This is a genomic window from Halorussus amylolyticus, assembly GCF_004143485.2.
Lineage (GTDB): Archaea > Halobacteriota > Halobacteria > Halobacteriales > Haladaptataceae > Halorussus > Halorussus amylolyticus.
Genome location: NZ_ML974131.1, coordinates 373,776 through 391,025, shown reverse-complemented (window position 1 = coordinate 391,025; position 17,250 = coordinate 373,776). Strand labels below are relative to the sequence as shown.

Genomic DNA, 17,250 nt, shown 5'->3' with positions numbered 1-17,250 from the left:
TGAAGGATAGCGGAGAGAAAATATCGGATTTTGTTCGTCACAGTCGAGAATGGCAAGCGGTTAATTATCAACGGTCCGCTTAAACAATCATCAGAGTATAGTATAATTTATAAGTAATAGAGTTACTTAACCATCATATTATATAATTTACCACTTATATTTTGAGTAGGGTTTGGAGGAAGGAGAATAGTACGATACTTAGTGTGAGAAGGAGAATTGGGAATCCAAACTCGTTTCTCATAATAAGCGGAACCGATAAAATAGCGAGTGCCAAGGCAGCGATAGAAGAACGTATTGAACGAAGATGTACATAATACATCTCTGTTTCTGTATCCATGTATACTGAAAGAGTGGTGTGCGATATACGATTTTCTATCTGTACTGGTCCGCCTCGTTGTCAGAGAACATCCTCGGGATCCGATGGGTCAGCAATACTCCAGTACGTAGAAGCCCCAAGTTTAAGATTCAACGAGATACCACCTCTTCCTCCCTCAATACTCTGTATAGTTCCTGTAGGTTCGTAGCCGAAAGTATGCGAGTACGAACCCCAGAGTGTCGTCGGTTCACCTCCGTCCCGCAATCTGAATTGCCCGGTCAAACTGACCGTTGCCTTAGGGATTGCATCACAGGTAGCAACACCGCCATCTTGATTAACGATATCAACAGTCCCAGCGAGCGCATTCGAAGCAACGTCAGACTGAGTAAATCGGGCGGTATGATCTGTAGACGCAGTTACTGCGGGTTCGCCAACATCGGCCCAATCGCTATCGTTGAATCCAATTCCAATGGCGTCATCGACGAACCAGGAATTCCTGAAAGTGGTGGCACAACCCCGGAGTATCATACTGACGCCAAGTACCACGTCACCATCGTAAGTACTGAGCGAAGTAATAAGTTCAGAGTTAGATTCCTTTGGGTCCTTGTACGAGTACTGGGGAGTAACGTCTGAATCGTCGTCGGGGATTTCGTTCACTTTGAAATCTTGACTTTTTTGGACGATGGGGTTCAGTCCAAAACCTTCGAAACCGTCTTTAGCACCTGCAGCGCCGTCGTCTTTAACGGCGTTGTGGAACTTGTTATTAATTGCCTCCAGAGGAAGACTCTCTGCTTTGTCTTTCGCGTTAACTGAACCAACGGTGCCAAGTGCGGCTGCTGCCGCTCCTGCGGACATCAAGAACTCTCGTCTTTGTTGCATTCCATTTTCTACTAAGTATGAACCATATATAAATAAGTCTATTAGATAAATTTATAAATTATTTTATAAATACATTTAATGAAATATCAATAATATATTATGAATAATTTTTATAAGTTATTTTATAGATATGTTTTTAATCAATTAGGGAGAAGACAGAGTTGATGGTCGAGGCGTTCGCGGTCGCGAGCGGAAAGGGCGGCACCGGCAAGACCACCACCACGGTCGCGCTCGGGATGGCGCTCGCCGACGAGTACGACGTGACCATCGTGGACGCCGACACCGGGATGGCAAATCTTCTCTTTCACACCGGCCTGACCGACGCCGACGCGACCCTCCACGACCTACTCGTAGCGGACGGAAACGAGGACGGTCGAGACGACGTGACGGTCGAGGACGCCGTTTACGACCGGTTCGGGATGCGTATCGTCCCCTGTGGCACCAGCCTCGACGCCTTCGAGGCCGCCGACCCCGACCGACTCCGCGAGGTGGTCGCCGAACTCGCCGCGGACGCCGACGTGCTCCTTCTCGACTCGCCCGCCGCGCTCGGGTCGAAAAGCGCGGTGCTTCCAATCGTCCTCGCCGACCGCGCGGTGGTCGTGGTCCAGCCCACGATTCCGGCGCTCAGCGACGGTCTCAAAGTCCAAGAGTACGCCCACTCCTACGGCACCGACACCGCGGGCGTGGTGTTCAACAAGGTTCACGACCCCGACGCCGCCGAGAGCGTGGCCGAGAAGGCCGAGCGTTACTTCGACGGGCCGACGCTGGCGACCGTTCCCGACGCCGACGCCGCCCGGTCGGCCCGGCGCGCGGGCGAACCCCTGCTCGCACACGCACCCGAGAGCGCTGCCGCCCGCGCCTACCGCACGGCGGCCGCGGACCTCGACGTGCGAGCGGGCGAATCGGACGACGTGGCAGACCGCTTCCGGAGCGCGGTCGTGCCCGAGTCGCCATGAATCTGCCGCGGGGCACGCTCGTCCGGTCGCGGGTCGTCGGCGACCCGGCCGCGGCGCTCTCGACCGCGCTCGACCGCGAACTCACGGGCTACGCCGTGTTCGAACCGCAGGACGCGCTCTTACTCGACGCCGACAGCGAGGGCGTCGTCACCTTCGACGACGGGGTGCCGGTGTGTGCGTACCACACCGGCACGGGTCGCGGCGGTGCGAACGCGCTCGCCGACCTCGCGGTTCCGGGACCGTACAGCGTCGAACTCCGCGAACTCCCGGCCGACGACCGCGAGGCGGTTCGGGGCGAGTCGGACCTCCGAGTCGCGCCCGGAACCGCGGCCGACCGACTCGCGGGCGACCCCGACCTCGCGGAGCGAACCCGCGCGGCGGCCCCGTCGGAACGGGGCCGCCGCGACGAGACCGGCGGCGAGTCGATGGACGCCGTCGAGGCGTTTTTGGACGACGACGAGAAAATCGACGCGATTCGGAACCGCGCCCGCGAGGAGGCGAGAACGCGGGCCGAGCAGTGGGGGTTAGATAGCGAACTGGAATAGCCCGACACGCTCCATTCCAAGACCACTAAACCCCGTTCCCGACGACCCGATGACAAGAGCTTTTGTGCAGGTGTCAGTACGTCGGGGTGTATGACCGCCCTCGAACTACGGTCCCTCCACAAGCGGTTCGGCGACGTGGTCGCACTCCGCGGAGTCGACCTCACCGTCGAGTCGGGCGAGGTGTTCGGCTTCCTCGGCCCGAACGGCGCAGGCAAATCGACAACTATCGACATCGTGCTCGACTTCCTCAGGCCGACCAGCGGGAGCGCCAGCGTGTTCGGTCTCGACGCCCAATCGGAGGCCAAGCGAATCCGGCGTCGAATCGGGGTGCTTCCCGACGGCTATCACCTCGACGGCCACCTCACCGCGCGCCACCATCTCGAATTCGCCATCGACTCGAAGGACGCCGACGACGACCCGGCGGCGCTTCTCGACCGCGTGGGTCTCGGCGACGTGCTCGACCGGCGGGTCGGCGGCTTCTCGAAGGGGATGGCCCAGCGACTCCTGTTGGGAATGGCGCTCGCGGGCGACCCCGACCTCCTGATTCTGGACGAACCCTCGACCGGACTCGACCCGAACGGGGCGCGTCGGATGCGCGAAATCGTGCGCGAGGAGGCCGACCGCGGCGCGACCGTCTTCTTCTCGTCGCACATCCTCGGGCAGGTCGAGGCGGTCTGTGACCGCGTCGGCATCCTCGCCGACGGCAACCTCGTCGCGGTCGATACCATCGACGAGCTACAGGACGCGGTCGGGTCGAAAGCGACCATGACCGTCACGCTCGACGGGTCGCCCGAGGGCGTTCTCGCCGAGGTCCGGAACCTCGGCGGCGTGTCGAACGTCTCGCTCGACGGCGACGGAACCACCGTGTCGCTTTCGTGTCCCGACCACCGAAAGGTCGAGGTCGTGGACGCGCTCCGGGGCGACGGCGCGACCGTCCTCGACATCGAGACGAGCGACGCGTCACTCGACGACCTGTTCGCGGCCTACACGGAGGAACGAGCATGAGCTGGCGCATCGTCGCCGAGCGAAACGCCCGCGACCCGTACCGCTCGCGATCGCTGTGGGTCCACCTCGGGGTGTTCGTCGTGCTGTTCGGGGTGGCGGGCTACCTCACCTCGTCTCAGTCGGGGGCGCTCGCCGGAGCGCTCGTCGGTCTCGTCGCGTTCTTCGTCCCGCTGGTCGCGCTCGCGGTCGGCTACCAGTCGGTGGCTCAGAGCCGACAGAACGGCGGCCTGCGCGTGGTGCTGTCGTACCCCCACACCCGCCGGGAGGTCGTCGTCGGAACCGCAATCGGTCGCGCGGTCGTGATGGCGCTGCTCGTGACCGCCGGGTTCGTCGCGGCCGCGCTCGTCTCGCTCGTCGGCGGGGGAGTCCCCGAAATTGGCCCGCTCGCAGTTGCGTGGGCGCTCGGCGTGCTCCTCGGGGCGTCGATAGTGAGCTTCGCGGTCGGACTCTCCGCGAGCGTCCGCACCACCAACAGGGCCGCGGTCGGTGCGTTCGGGACGTACCTGCTGTTTCTCGGTCTGTGGGGCCAGCTTCCGGGGCTGGTGCGGTACGTCCTCAACGGCTTCTCGCCGCCGCAGGGACCGACGCCCGAGTGGGCACTGGTGTTCAATCAACTGAATCCGATTACCGCGTTCCAGGTGGCGGGCCGCGAACTCGTCTCGGGGACGCCGCTCCCCGGCGACGCGTTCTACACGACCGCGTGGTTCGGCGTGCTGGTGCTCGTACTGTGGCTCGCCGTGCCGCTCGTCGCGGGGATGGAGCGATTCGAACGAAGCGACCTGTAGGCGGGGTTTTCGACAGTCACTCGACCGGCCGAACGACCGCCGTCCACGCCACCGATTGCGCTTCGCCGGTCACCCGCACGTCGAACGCGACCGCGAGGACGTGGGTCTCGCCCGCGCGCTCTTGGACGACCACGCCTTCAGCGGACTCGCACGGCCCGAACTGTCGGTCCGGGCCGTCCGGACAGTTCGAGTCCCGCCACGCCTCCGCGGCCGACCGATTGTACTCCACCCGATACACGGTTCCCGACTCGACGCGCGACGACCGGAGCGCGTCGAGTCGAGGCTCCAACTCCGAACGCACCTCCTCAGTCGCGGCCTCACGGTCGTCCCACGCGAAGTTAGTGGGCACGTCGGCGGTCGAATCGTGGACCGCGCGCGTGAGCAATCGGTCGGCGTTCTCCGCTGGCGCGTCGAACCCCTCGCTCGCAGTCACGTCGGCGTGGTAGCCCAACTGGACGTACGCCATCACGACCGGTGCGAGCGCGACCGCGACGAGCGCGGCCGCGACGAGGACTAACTGGGCGCGGTCGGTTCCTTGTTTCATGTGGGACTGTTTGTCTCGTTGGAGTAGTCGATTCAATAATTGCAAATAGCTATGAATAGCCAATCACGATATGGGAGGGTGACGCCGGTTCTTGATGCGCTATCGGCCGGTCCACGTCATTTTTGATTTGGGCAGGTACAGTTCATCCCCTATCACATATATAATTTCTCTTAGTTTCAATAATTTATTGAGTAGATGGAACGAGTATGTGAGTTTCCGGAGAGTTAAGATATGCGATGGAAAAATGTGCGTAACTCTGCGTATGCCGCACCGTACCGGTCGTAGAATACGCAGTGACCTGACTGAGGAATGTGAACGAGCCGCCCATCGTGTAGATCCGCTGCAATATCTAAATCCACGGCCCGCTGTTCCGGGTCAGCGTCGGCTTTCAACACCAGTGCCGGACACGTGATCTGCGGAAATGCCTCCGCCAAGTCGGGATATCCTTCTCGAGCTATCTCGGCGATATGGGGACTACACTCGGAATCTGCAACCGCCAAGCGACGAGCTAACTTCGGTTCGCGGTCGGTGTAATCGGTCGCGATGTCCGTGACCGACTGATCCTCCCAATCACGTACCTGTTCACGGACTGTGGTCGCTCGCTCGTCAGGGCCCATCTCCGGGTCACCGTACATTCCAGCAGGATCCTCGAGGACGACCGCACGCGGGAGATCCGGATAGGTGGCGGCGGCCCAAGCCACGGTTGAACCGCCCATCGAGTGTCCGAGTAAAATCGGATCTGTGAGGTCGAGTGCGGTCACCAAGTCCACAAGGTCGGAAACTCGGTTCTCGATTGCGTAACCCGTCTCGGGACCATCAGATTGGCCATGTCCGCGAGCGTCGTACAACACAATCTCATACTCATCGGCGAGGTCCGTCGCCAACTGTGTCCAGCACCGTGAATCGTTGTAGAATCCGTGGGCCAAAACCAACGGTGGCCCGTAGCCCGTTCGGTAATACTGCAACTCGATTCCATCTGTGTGGACGGTGTCTGAAGTCCACCCATCGGGAGATTTCATACCACATCGCTATCAAGAATCAAAATAAATCCAACGGATGGGCAGAGCAGCGTATCGAGATCACGTCCTCACGCATACCACACCCAAATCGTCACGTCGCCGTTCGCGGTCGTCACGGTCGCCGACCCGACCGCGACCCCCGCGGGCTTGCGGAAGCCGACCGCCCCGTGGGGCGTCGTCACCCGGAACAGCAGATTGTCGGGGAGGATACGCGCGACCCGGCGTTCGAGGGCGTCGCGCTCGCGGTCGAAGGCGTCGGGCGAGGCCGCGACCTCCGCGAGTCGAGTCGCTTCCCGGTGGCGCGGGGACTCACCAGCGAGGACGGTCGCACCGTCCTCGGCGTAGAGGTCGAGTTGGGCGCTCCGGTCGTCTGGCGGCGAGACGCCGAGCGCGAACCCCATCGCGACCGCGAGAATCAACACGACGCCGACTCCGGCCTCCACGACCGACAGCGAGAGCTGAGCCTTATTCATCGACGGTCACCGCCACCATCTCCTTTCGGGTCTCCGTGGGGTAGTAGGTCACTTCGACGCTTCCGGCCGAAAGCGCGCCGTCCGATTCGAACGAGAGCGTCGTGGTCTCGAACCCCGAGAGGTCGATTTCGAACTCGCCCGACAGTCCCGATTCGTTCCGGAGGACGACCCGGTCGTTCGCCCGGACTGCGGTAACCGTAGTCCCGTCGGACGGATTCAGTGCGATGTCGGCGCTCGACGACCGGCGCGGGAGCGTGAGTTCGGGGTCTGACGCCGAGAGGTCGGGGTCGAGCGTCACCGACTCGCGCTCCTCGACCAAAACGATTCGTCGAATCGTGGTCCCGCCGGTCGAGTCGCCCGCGTCAACGAGCGTCCGGTCGCCGAGGCGAACCCGTACGTCGCGGTCCCCGACGACCGGGAACAGCGTCCGGAGTTCGGAGGCGTTCACGCCCTCGATTTTGTCGGCGGCGAAGACGTTCTGGCGGGCGGTCAGCGGCGACTCCGCGCCGACGAATCGCTCCGAGAGCGCGACCGCGACCCGGCGCTGGTCGGCGTCGCGTTCCCCCGCGACGAACGCTCGGTCGGCCATCCCGAGGCTGACGACCGTGACCGTGGTCACGAGGAGCAGCGCGACTGCGAGCGCGGGGAGGTTCATCTGCGCGCGGTTCACCGTCGCTCACCCGATTCGAGTTCGACCGTCAGGCCCTCGGGCGCGCTCCGAACGACGACGAGCGCGGAGTCCCGACTCGACCACTCGCCCTCGACCGATTCGACCGTCTGCGGGAGCGCGAGGCGAACCCGTCCGCCGACGTCGTCTCGGGGGTGGTCGAGGACGAGCGTCCGATTGTCGGCCCGAATCGAGTACGCCCGTCCGCGGAGCGTTTCGGGGAGCGACACCTCCGTTCGGGCCTCGACGCCGGTCCGGGTCGCAGCGCTTCTCGCGACGCCGGGTACCGCCTGCTGGACGCGCTGGGCCGACTGGGAGAGGACGCGCTCGCCGACCTCGGCACCTGCGGCGGTCCGGTAGTCGGGGACGACGCCGCCGTACAGCGTGGCCCCGAGGACCGAGATGTAGAGGACGACGATGCTCGCTTCTAGCGCCTTACCGACGACCGGCGAGACCCCGCGAGTTCGCGGGTCTGCCCGCCGACGCTCACCCATGTGCCACCCCCAGTCGCATGTCGTGGACGACCACGTAGCCGACTCGCTCGCCGGGGAACCGAGCGACCACGCTCCGTTCGTCGTCGCCGTCGAACCGCTCGGTCGTCACAGTCGCGTTCATCGACTCGAACTGTCGTCGCCATGCGTCCGGATTCGCGGTTTCGATTGCGACCCGGAAGGTGTCGTTGCCGAGACGCTCGCGCTCGTGGGTCACGTTCGTCCGGAGTCGAAAGGAGCCGCCGCCGGTCGCCGAGACCGACGCCGACCCGTTCAGTTTGGGTGCGCCGACGACGAGAACGCCCTCGTCGTCCTCCCCGTCGTCACCACCGCTCCGAGACGCGGTAATCGGCGGCGGGGTCCGCATCTGGCCGCCCGTCTCGGTGCCGCGGACGACCGCGCCCGCGAGGAACGTGACCCGGCGGTCGCCCGCGGAGAACACGAGCGCATCGACGCCGACGGTCCGGACGACTCCAGAGTCGTTCAGCACCCGAAGATTTCGCTCGACGGTCCGGACCTCGCCCTCGGTGAACGACACCTGTTCGCGGTGGACACCCGTGGCCTCGACAGGTTCGAGCGCCGCGTCGAAGTCGGCCGCCACGCGGTTGGCGTCGGCGGTCGCGGCGTTCTCCTCGACCACGGTTCCGATGCCCGCGGTCAGCGACCCGAGCGAGACGACGACGATTCCGAGCAGGAGCGCGACGCCGACGACGTTGGACTGGGCGCGGGCGTCGGAAAGTCGCCGTCGCGCTTCGCTCCGGCACAGTCGCCGAGACACTCGTGTCCGACGTGCCGATGGCACGTCGGAGCGACTGTCTCGGCTCATACCATCCCCACCCCCGCGAACACGAAGTGGGCGACCGCGACCAACGCGGCCGAGTGGAGCAGCGCCTCGTAGCGACCCCTGCTCGCGTACCCCGCGAACCACCCGCAGGCGAGCATCGTGGCTTGGGTCACGACGTAGAAGCGGTGTCTATCGCGGGCGGGGTCGACCGCGTCGGGGTCGAGCGCCATCCCCGAATCTGCGGTCGAGACCGACGACAACTGCGAGAAACTGTCGAGGACGTAGCCATCGACCGCGACCATAATGGCGACCACGAGCAGGGCGGTCGTCCACCCGACCGCGACGTAGACGAGCATGTTCGAACGGAGCGCCTTTCGCTCGTGGTACAGTCTCCCGATTTCGACCTGTAGCGTCTCGAAGACCGCCTCGGCGTCGCCGCCCGAGTCGAGCGCGCCCGTCACGAGACCGATGGTCTGGTCGGCGAGCGGCGTGCCGACCCGGCCGACGAACCGCGAGAGCGCGTCGGCCCGGAGCTCTCCCTCGCGGGTGGTCAGGTTCGCGTTGAACGCGAGGTCGGCCACGTCGGGGTTCAGCGCACCGAGGTCAACGTCTCGGGCGACCCGCTCGACGGCTTCCGAGAACGGTCGGCCGAGGCTGACGTGGCCCGAGACGGCGTGAACGAAGTCCTTGATTTCGCGGTCCTTCGCGTCGTCGAGGTTGGCCCGCCGGAGCGCGACCAGTCCGACCGGGAGCGCGAACGCGACGTAGCTCAGAAGCGCCACGTCCACCGGTCCGTAGCCGACTCGCCGGAGAAGTCCGCCGAACGCGAGCGCGACGGGCGCGAACGCGCCCGTCGCGCTCGCGGGGTTGTGGAGCGACGTGGCGAGCGTCTCGAGGAGACCCGGCGGTCGGTCGTATCCGCGCCCGGACTGGTCGGGCGGTCGGAGCGTCTCGACCAGCATCGCCGCGCCCGCGCCGACGACGAGGATGAACACCGCGCTCCCGTAGACCAGAAGCCCGCGAGTCGAGGTGGTGCCGAGCGGCGTCGCGACCGGTTCGCTCAGTCCGGGCGCGAGGACGCTCATCACCGTCAGCACGATGACCAGCAGGGCGGGCATCACGAGCAGGACGATGAACATCTCCGCGATGAGTTCGAGGAAGTCGCCCGCCTGCTCGCGAGTCCGGGACTGGCGATGACTCAGCATTCGGCTCTCCATCTGGAGGTACTGAGCCAGCGCGTCGGGTCCCTGCTCGGCGTGCTCGCGGAACTTCACGAGGAACGGAGCGAGCGCGTCCCGCGAGGGCGTATCGCGCGCGACGATTCGAAGCCCCTCGCCGAGGCTTCCGGTGAGGGTCGCCTTGTTGAGGGCCTTCCGGAACGCGACCGCGGTCTCGCCGTAGGCCTCCTCGCGGTCGGCGACCTTCCGGAGCATCGCCGCGCCGTCGTCGCTCCCCGACGCGAGCGCGTGGAGATACCGGACCGCGCCGGGCAGGGTGCGCTCGATGTTCGACTGGCGGGCGCTCGCGGCCCACTTGAGGTAGAGACTCCCGAGCGCGACAGTGGCGCGTTTCGCGGCGAGTCCGACTGCGCCTCCCAAGACGACGGCCGTCGCGGACCGCGAAACCGCCGGGAAGCCGACGACTTCGAGACCGGGGACGCCTCTGCGGACGAACGCCGCGACCGCGCCGAGCGTGGTGTCGGGAACCGCGGCGACAACCGCAAACGACCAGACGCCGACGAGCGCGAACGCGACCCACGACAGGCCGTACGTTCTGGAGAGGTACACGTCGAAGCTCGCGGTCACGGTGGTCGCGCGGTAGCGCTTGCGGTCGGCGTCGTGGCGGGTGCTGTCGGCGTGGCGCGAGAAGATGGCGTAGAGCGCGCGGTCGAGGACCGAAAGCGGGCGGACCGAGTTCGAGTTAACCGCCGTGTTCACCGTCCGGTCCTCCGAGTAGCGTTCATAACGCGAGTTCGTTCGTTTTTATATTTAAAATAAAGGAATTATATTCGTGATTGAGAGAGTACAGAATACTCACTGCCCGCTAGTCTTCCACAACGGAGACGCTCACTCGCCCGTGTTGGTGGCTCGCCCGATACTGATTCCGACGACGACGCCACAGACGAGGACTCCCCAGAGAAACAGCATTTTCGCATACATGTAGTCGGTCGCGAAGATATCTGACTCCTGCGGTGTGAACAGGACGAGAACTGTGAGAACACCGAATACGGACTGCCAACCGCTTCGACCACTGAAAACAGTTCGTCCGAGGAGACGAGGAAACTGCACGAACCCGACCGAGACGACGCCCAGCAGCGCCGTGGCGAGTATCCCGACCCAGAGTTCGTCGTAATATTGCGCCGTCGCGCCCCCGAGAAGGAGGCTACCGAGAAACGCCAGTATCGACCCGACCTTCGAACGGAGAGGCATGCGTTCGAATTGCGCTCGAAAAGTTTAATTCTTTTATGAATGCCTCCAGAATAGCTCGTTCGGAGGGTACGAGATGGGCGTCGGTAACGTCGTTGCTAGCCGAGAATAGCAGAGGTCGAAATCGGTACAGGAGAGGAGTATTCGAAGCCACCACGTCGGAAATTAATACAAAAAGCGAAGCTGTATCCGACGTATGAAAGAGGATTCGAAGCACGCAGTGGCGGCCGCACTCGGTCTTCTCGTAGCGTTCGCGGTGGGTATGCCAATCGCAACTTCAGGCCCTCTCCGGCCGGAGATGTACTATCGAATCGACGTGGTTGGTGCGCTGGCTCTCGCGTGGATTTTCCTCGCCGGTACGTTTCCGGGGAGTGAGACGAACGACTGAAAGTTCAGCAGGGCCGCACCGGACGATTAGTTCGACACGCCGTAGTAGCGAAGACACCCCACGAGTGCCACCCCAACCCCGAGTACGACGCCGTTGATGCGTCTGCGCGGGGCGAACAGTATCGCGGCTCCGGCGACGGTCAGACCGGCGGCTATCCAGAAGACGGCCTCCCACCGCTCGGACGGATTCACGAACGGTTCGACCATCGTAAGCACTCCCGCGAGAACGAGGAACGCACCGGACACGATACCGGTCCCGTTGACTGATTCGTCCGAAGGGGTGTAGAACAGGAAGACGGCGATTGCGCTCAGACCGAGAACTATTGACACTACTCCGGTCCAGAGCGTGTCCGTCGTCTCCGGCGACGTTTGGTTCATTCCGGTGGTCGTTTCTTTCGCGTTCGGAAAATATGATTTGCGGAGTCGGACCCGATTTCAGACACTCTCCCGCTTCGCCCGCTCCACCGTCGCGGCCTCGTTCGTCTGCAAGTCCGAGAGGAACGCGAACAGTTCTTCGAAGTCGTCCATCCCCTCTCGCTCCAGATACTGGACGTACCGGTGCTTCCGGTGGAACTCGGCTTCCACCTCCGCCACCGTCCTGTCGGTGCGCTCGGCGAGGCGGTCGAAAAAGCGGAGGCGACGGGCGCGCCCGTCGCCTCCGCGCTCCGAGTTCGGGTGGTCGGACGCGTCCGAACGGTCGGACGCCAGATGAAACTCTCCGTGCGTATCGCGCCACGCGACCGTGTTCCAGTACACCGTCGCGTCGTCTTTGCGAATCGTACCGCACCGCGCGCGCTCCGAATCGAGACTCTCGAACTCCGATTCGGTGAGGAGTTCGACCACCTCGCCAACGTAGCGTTCGCCCTCGACTCGCCGAGGGAACACCACGAGGTCGAGTTCCCGGAGGAGATACGGCGGCAAGCCCTGCTCGACCACCCGATTCACCAACTTCTCAACGTCCTCGGCGTGTGTGGTGCCGATGACGCCGTGGCCGGTGTTGAGCGTCTCGGCGAAGGTCTCGAAACTCGCGGGCGTGTTTATTTCGGCGATGACCTCCACGTCCGGGTTGAGGTAATTGCACTCGGTCATGAGGTCGGCCATCGTGACACGCTTGTAGTCGCTCTCGTGGTCGCGCGTCGTGAGTGAGACGCCCGTTTCGTGTGGAAGCCGAACCTCGCGCGAGCCTTCGTCGATAGAGATGGGTCGGTCGCGGTAGGGGATGAACGGCATATGCGCATTCATCAAGGTGGTCTTTCCGGCCCCGGTCGGTCCGGAGTAGAGGACGACGCCGTGGTGTTCGTACGCCTGCCAGAGCAGGGTCACGATTTCGGTCGAGAGGCTCCCCGATTCGAGCAGGTCGACGGGCGTCATCGCTTCGGGGGCCTGCTTGCGAATCGAGATGTGGGGGCCGTCCTCGCTGATAACGCCGAGCGCAACCGCACACCGGATGGTCGTGCCGTCGGGCACGCCCTCGGGTCGGAGGTTCACCTTCGCGCTCGGATTCGAAGCGTTGAGTTCGGTGCCGTCGGCGGCGGCCATCTGCGTGACGACGTTGACGAACTCGGTCTCGTCTTCGAATTCGAGGTTCGTCGGGACGCGCTCGCCGTGGCCGATTTCGCGCCCGCGCGGAACTACTTTGATGCGCTCGCCCACTCGGTTGGCCTCGATGTCTTCGAGGAGGTCGTCGCGTATCGGTATCGTGAGTTTGCCGTGGCCCACGAAGTCTCGCATTACGTAGTACACCAGGTCCGAGAGCCGGTCGGTCGAGAAGCGGTGATTGACCGGCGGGACCGCCAAATCGTACTCCGCGAGCGCGGTCCGGGCGCGATAGGCGGCGGCGTCGAGCCACGCCCGCGTGTTTCGCGCGGTGAGCCGCCGCGAGAGGAAGGTTCGTGCGCGCTCACGCACGAACCCCGCCCTGTCTTCGACTACGCCGTCAACGTTGGTCTCCCAGATTCGGTCCTTGCACTCGGCAATCAGTTCCTCGTCGCCCGGCAGGAGGTCGGGTTCTTGGACCGCGTACTTCGTGGTAAACGAGTCGTTCGCCAGCAGGTGTTCGCGGTAGACCACGACCGGAATCCGGAAGGTCCGGAATTCGACGGTGTGGGTCTCGACGCGTTCGCTCGCGAATCGCTCCAGAAAGTCGGCGTCGGCCGGAAGGTCGGTGTCGGCGGGCGCGTAGTCGTCGGTGTGGACCACCAGATTCTCGCTCGCGGTGTCGGCGACTTCGATGCCGTCGTCGAGCGCGAGCGGCGTGAGGTCGCCGAGACACCGCAGATTCCGGAGCGCGTAGTACTCGACTCGCCTGCGCGCGCCGGGCGGGAGGTCGGTGAGTCGGTCCACGATGCGCCGGTACTTCGCGTCGAATCCGGCCGCCATGCGCTCGGTCGCGCCCTCGCGGGTGAGCGGCCGGGCGAGATTCGCGGTCGAGAAGTGGTCTTCGACACGAGCGAGCGCGTCGTCGCCCGCGGGCGAGAGAAACGGTTCGCGGACGAGGTAGTCGAAACCGTCGTCGGTCTCGCGGATGGTGGCGACCACGTCGGGGTGGAGTTCGGTCTGGTCGCGGACGCGGGGGGCGTACCACGCGTCGGGGTCGTCGGGCGGGAGTGGCGGCGGGACGCGCGGCGTGTCGGAAGTGTCGAGCGGCGTGTCGCTCGCGGTCGAGGTCTCGGCCATACAATTGGTTCGCCATTCTATTTTACTTAAATTTTAGTAATACAACGAAGTGGCCGGGGTGCAAAACGCTTAAATTATCATAGAATCACTATCGGAAGAGCCATGCGCCAGACGCTCCTCGCCGATTGCGTCGCTCGTTCGCACCCGTTGAGCACCGTTTTAGACCCGGACGAGAACACAGCACTTCCAGCAGACCACGGCACCGAATCGACGATTGGCGACTGGTCCGACGTGTTCGACTCCGAAGACGCGTTTCGCGAGCGCCTCTCGCTCTCGGGCCACACCGTCGCGAGCGTCCGCGAGCAGTTCGAGACCGGAGGCGAAGAACCCGAATCGATTCCGTCGGCGTTCGAAACCGCAGAGCGAGTCGTAGACCGCGCGGTTTCGCCGGACGCTGGGGACACCGAAGCCCTCCGAGACCGACACGAAGGTCGCGCGTTCGTCCACCTGCTCGCCCCGTTGGTCGAGGCCGGAGCCGCCGGTCTCGAACTCGAAGGCGACTTCGAGCGGTCGGCGGTCGAGTCGCTCGAAAACTGCCTGTTCGAGCGTCTGAGCCAGGTCTTCCGTCATCCCCTGTTCGTCCTGTTCAAAGCGTATCAGCGCACGGCATACCCCGAGACGGACTTCTCGGAAGCGACCGACTCGACCGCAGTGTACGAGGAGTTCGTCGCGGAACACCGCGAGACCGACTACGAGCGAATCTTCGAGACGTACCCGGTACTGCTGAGACTCCTCGGAGTCGTCACCGACCAGTGGCGGCGGTCGGCCGAGCGTCTTCGGAAGCGTATCTCTGCCGACAGGGCCGCGCTCGAACGGACGTTCAACGACGGGACCGAACTCGGGCCGGTGGCCGACGTGGAACCGCTGTCGGAAGACTCGCACGGCGACGGCGAAATCGTGTTCGCGGTTCGATTCGCCGACGACTGTTCGGTCGTCTACAAACCGCGGTCGGTCGGGGCGGCAGTCGCGTTCAATCGACTGCTCGGGTGGACGAACGAACGCACGGAGGGTCCGGACCTCTACGCGCCGACGGTTCTCGACAGAGGAAGCTACGGGTGGATGGAGCATCTGTCACAGCAGCCGTGTGAGCGTTCGGACCAAGTCGAGCGATACTACAGGCGGATGGGCGAACTGAGCGCGTTGGGATTCGCACTCGGCTCGACCGACCTGCACCACGAGAACATCGTCGCGGTGGGCGAGACCCCGGTACTCGTGGACCTAGAGACGATACTCTCTCCGCGATTCGAACGCCCGTCCTCGGCGTCACCTGCGGTATCGTCGTTCATCGAAGGCTCGATACTCGATACGCTTCTCGTTCCGTTTTCGAAGCACACCGGCGCGGACAATCACGAGCTCATGACCAGCGGACTCAGCGAGCTGACGAACGAGACGCGGGAGACGAAGCGACCCAACTTCCGGAGACCGAACACGGACGCGATGGACATCACGTTCGATAAGGTGTACCACTTCGACGGTGAGAACCTCCCTCGCCTCGACGGTGAGGTCCGGGGGGTATCGGAGTATCTCGCCCCGTTGAAACGCGGATTCCGCGACGTGATGGCGGCAGTTCTGGACCACCGCGACGAACTGGCGAGCCCGGACGGGCCGCTCGCCGCCTTCGAAGGCACCGAGATACGGTATCTCGTCCGCCCGACGGGTGCGTACGCGTCGCTACTCGCCGAGCGTCGATACGCTTCTCGGCTCCGGTCGGGAGTACGCCAGTCGCTGACGATGGAGTCGCTCTACGAGCAGTTCGTTTCGGACGCCGAGAACCCGGGACTATCGGACCTCGTGACGTGCGAGAAGGCGGCGCTCTTGGACGGTATCGTCCCGCGGTTTACCGCCGAGGCGACCGGGCGCGAACTGAGAGACGGTCGCGGGAATCCGCAGGGCGTGTTCACGGACGACTCGCCGGTCGAACACGCATCCCGGCGAATCTCGTCTCTCGACGCACACCAGGTCGAGACGCAGTTGCGGCTCATCGACCTCACGTTAACCGATTCGCAAGTGTCCGACCCCGTTTCCCCGCCGTCGGAGGGACCCTCACGGTCGGTGTCCGACGCGGATTCGCCGCGGGAGTTCGTCTCGGCGATTGCGGACTTGTTGGACGAGACGGCGACGCGGTACTCGGACGGGAGTCTCCGGTGGGCGGAGTTCGCGCGTTCGTCGCCGACGGACCACGTACTCCCGCGTGAACCCGGACTCGGTCTCTACGAGGGGTACGCCGGGGTCGGCGTGTTTCTCGCGGCCGCGGCCGCGGTGTACGACGACGACCGACTGGCCGAGCGTAGCAGACGCGTGTTGCAGTCCGTTCGAGAGGCGTTCGAGAACGAAACCGACCGAGCCGAAACGCTTCGAATCGGCGGTGTGACCGGAACGGGGTCGGTCGCCTACGCGCTGGTGACCGCAGGTGAACTACTCGGTGACGCCGGCCTCGTAGAGAGCGCGCGCGAGGTAGCGAATCGGACCTCCGCGGACGAAATCGCCGAGGACGTCGCGCTCGACGTGATGGGCGGTTCGGCGGGCGAACTGCTCGCGCAGTTAGCGGTGTACGAGCGGACCGGCGACCGGGGTGCGCTCAGACGGGCGCGCTGGTGTGGCGACCGCCTGCTCGAAGCGACGAGCGAAACGTCGGCGGGGTTTCAAGTCCCGACGAGCGAGGAGACGGAGACGCGGTTCGCGTTCGCACACGGCGCCGGGGGTATCGGCTACGCGCTCTCGAAACTCGGAGGCGTGACCGACGACGAGGCGTACGCTCGCGTCGGGCGGGACGCGCTTCGGTTCGACACCTACCTCTGGCAGCGCGAGAGCGACGCCGACGACGAAGGCACCGGCGAATCGGGGAGTCACACCGGAACCGTCTGGGGGTGGTGCAACGGCACCGCTGGCGTCGGAACCAGTCGCGTAGGCGTTGCTGACGCCGGAATGCAATCGGTCGGGGACTTCTCGGTCCTCCGGGAGAGCCTTCGACCGGAGTTGAGTCAGGAAGACTCGCTGTGTTGTGGGTCCGCCGGTCGGGCGCTCTTTCTGCTGGACGCTGGCGACGTGCTCGAAGACGAGTCGCTCACGGAACGCGGCGAAGAACTGTTCGAGAACACGCTCGATAGAGCCGAACGCGAGGGGCGGTTCCGACTCGCGAACCACCTCCCGCTGCTTCCGAAGTTCGGCCTGTTCACCGGGCTGACGGGTCTCGGGTACGTCGCGCTCTCGCTCGACGCGCGAGAACGCGACTGCGAGATTCCGAACGTGACGCGATTAGAGTAGCGTTTCGAAGACGGTGAAAAATTCAGTTTTGGA

General features: G+C 64.1%; 17 protein-coding genes. 6 read left to right on the top strand and 11 right to left on the bottom strand.

Going from position 1 to position 17,250, the window contains the following annotated elements; translation table 11 throughout:
* Nucleotides 1-397: 397 nt before the first annotated feature.
* Complete coding sequence (locus tag EKH81_RS05850; protein ID WP_238392131.1) at nucleotides 398-1,171, bottom strand: hypothetical protein; 774 nt, start codon at nucleotides 1,169-1,171, stop codon at nucleotides 398-400.
* A gap of 188 nt (nucleotides 1,172-1,359) precedes the next feature.
* Here EKH81_RS05850 and EKH81_RS05845 point away from each other — a divergent pair, with 188 nt between their 5' ends.
* From EKH81_RS05845 to EKH81_RS05830, 4 genes are all read left to right on the top strand, one after another.
* Nucleotides 1,360-2,151, top strand: coding sequence for a nucleotide-binding protein (locus tag EKH81_RS05845; protein WP_132057094.1), 792 nt, complete (start codon nucleotides 1,360-1,362; stop codon nucleotides 2,149-2,151).
* Entirely contained in the window at nucleotides 2,148-2,696 is a 549-nt protein-coding gene (locus tag EKH81_RS05840; protein WP_132057092.1) for a DUF8054 family protein, read from the top strand. Before EKH81_RS05845 ends, EKH81_RS05840 begins: the two co-directional genes overlap by 4 nt.
* Nucleotides 2,697-2,786: 90 nt before the next feature.
* Nucleotides 2,787-3,701, top strand: coding sequence for an ABC transporter ATP-binding protein (locus EKH81_RS05835; protein ID WP_132057090.1), 915 nt, complete (start codon nucleotides 2,787-2,789; stop codon nucleotides 3,699-3,701).
* Nucleotides 3,698-4,486 (top strand): ABC transporter permease subunit, encoded by a 789-nt coding sequence (locus EKH81_RS05830; RefSeq protein WP_132057087.1) that lies wholly within the window; start codon nucleotides 3,698-3,700, stop codon nucleotides 4,484-4,486. Before EKH81_RS05835 ends, EKH81_RS05830 begins: the two co-directional genes overlap by 4 nt.
* A gap of 16 nt (nucleotides 4,487-4,502) precedes the next feature.
* On the opposite strand, the gene EKH81_RS05825 is transcribed toward EKH81_RS05830, so the two are convergent.
* The 8 genes from EKH81_RS05825 to EKH81_RS05790 all read right to left on the bottom strand — a co-directional run bounded on the left by EKH81_RS05825 (nucleotide 4,503) and on the right by EKH81_RS05790 (nucleotide 10,893).
* Complete coding sequence (locus EKH81_RS05825; RefSeq protein ID WP_132057085.1) at nucleotides 4,503-5,030, bottom strand: DUF7261 family protein; 528 nt, start codon at nucleotides 5,028-5,030, stop codon at nucleotides 4,503-4,505.
* Nucleotides 5,031-5,254: 224 nt separating this feature from the next.
* Nucleotides 5,255-6,049, bottom strand: coding sequence for an alpha/beta fold hydrolase (locus EKH81_RS05820; RefSeq protein WP_132057083.1), 795 nt, complete (start codon nucleotides 6,047-6,049; stop codon nucleotides 5,255-5,257).
* A 68-nt stretch (nucleotides 6,050-6,117) separates the two neighbouring features.
* A complete protein-coding gene (locus tag EKH81_RS05815; protein WP_132057081.1) occupies nucleotides 6,118-6,522 on the bottom strand; it encodes a DUF7262 family protein in 405 nt (134 codons plus the stop codon).
* Nucleotides 6,515-7,192 (bottom strand): DUF7263 family protein, encoded by a 678-nt coding sequence (locus EKH81_RS05810; RefSeq protein ID WP_238392130.1) that lies wholly within the window; start codon nucleotides 7,190-7,192, stop codon nucleotides 6,515-6,517. The genes EKH81_RS05815 and EKH81_RS05810 overlap by 8 nt, the downstream gene beginning before the upstream one ends.
* Complete coding sequence (locus EKH81_RS05805) at nucleotides 7,189-7,683, bottom strand: DUF7266 family protein (protein WP_132057079.1); 495 nt, start codon at nucleotides 7,681-7,683, stop codon at nucleotides 7,189-7,191. The genes EKH81_RS05810 and EKH81_RS05805 overlap by 4 nt, the downstream gene beginning before the upstream one ends.
* Nucleotides 7,676-8,506 carry a DUF7289 family protein gene (locus EKH81_RS05800; protein ID WP_238392129.1) on the bottom strand — a complete coding sequence of 277 codons (831 nt, stop codon included), beginning with the start codon at nucleotides 8,504-8,506 and terminating at the stop codon, nucleotides 7,676-7,678. The genes EKH81_RS05805 and EKH81_RS05800 overlap by 8 nt, the downstream gene beginning before the upstream one ends.
* Complete coding sequence (locus EKH81_RS05795) at nucleotides 8,503-10,401, bottom strand: type II secretion system F family protein (RefSeq protein WP_132057077.1); 1,899 nt, start codon at nucleotides 10,399-10,401, stop codon at nucleotides 8,503-8,505. The genes EKH81_RS05800 and EKH81_RS05795 overlap by 4 nt, the downstream gene beginning before the upstream one ends.
* A gap of 129 nt (nucleotides 10,402-10,530) precedes the next feature.
* Nucleotides 10,531-10,893 (bottom strand): hypothetical protein, encoded by a 363-nt coding sequence (locus EKH81_RS05790; RefSeq protein WP_132057075.1) that lies wholly within the window; start codon nucleotides 10,891-10,893, stop codon nucleotides 10,531-10,533.
* Between the two features lie 193 nt (nucleotides 10,894-11,086).
* Here EKH81_RS05790 and EKH81_RS05785 point away from each other — a divergent pair, with 193 nt between their 5' ends.
* On the top strand, nucleotides 11,087-11,278 hold the full coding sequence (locus EKH81_RS05785) for a hypothetical protein (RefSeq protein ID WP_132057074.1): 192 nt from the start codon (nucleotides 11,087-11,089) through the stop codon (nucleotides 11,276-11,278).
* Nucleotides 11,279-11,304: 26 nt separating this feature from the next.
* Here the strand turns inward: EKH81_RS05785 and EKH81_RS05780 are convergent, their stop codons facing one another.
* Both EKH81_RS05780 and EKH81_RS05775 read right to left on the bottom strand, forming a co-directional pair.
* A complete protein-coding gene (locus EKH81_RS05780) occupies nucleotides 11,305-11,655 on the bottom strand; it encodes a hypothetical protein (protein WP_132057072.1) in 351 nt (116 codons plus the stop codon).
* 57 nt (nucleotides 11,656-11,712) lie between these two features.
* Complete coding sequence (locus EKH81_RS05775) at nucleotides 11,713-13,953, bottom strand: type II/IV secretion system ATPase subunit (protein ID WP_132057070.1); 2,241 nt, start codon at nucleotides 13,951-13,953, stop codon at nucleotides 11,713-11,715.
* A gap of 102 nt (nucleotides 13,954-14,055) precedes the next feature.
* Between EKH81_RS05775 and lanM the strand changes: the two genes are divergently transcribed.
* The gene (gene lanM / locus EKH81_RS05770; RefSeq protein ID WP_132057068.1) at nucleotides 14,056-17,217 is read left to right on the top strand and encodes a type 2 lanthipeptide synthetase LanM; all 3,162 of its coding nucleotides are present in this window, start codon (nucleotides 14,056-14,058) and stop codon (nucleotides 17,215-17,217) included.
* Nucleotides 17,218-17,250 lie beyond the last annotated feature (33 nt).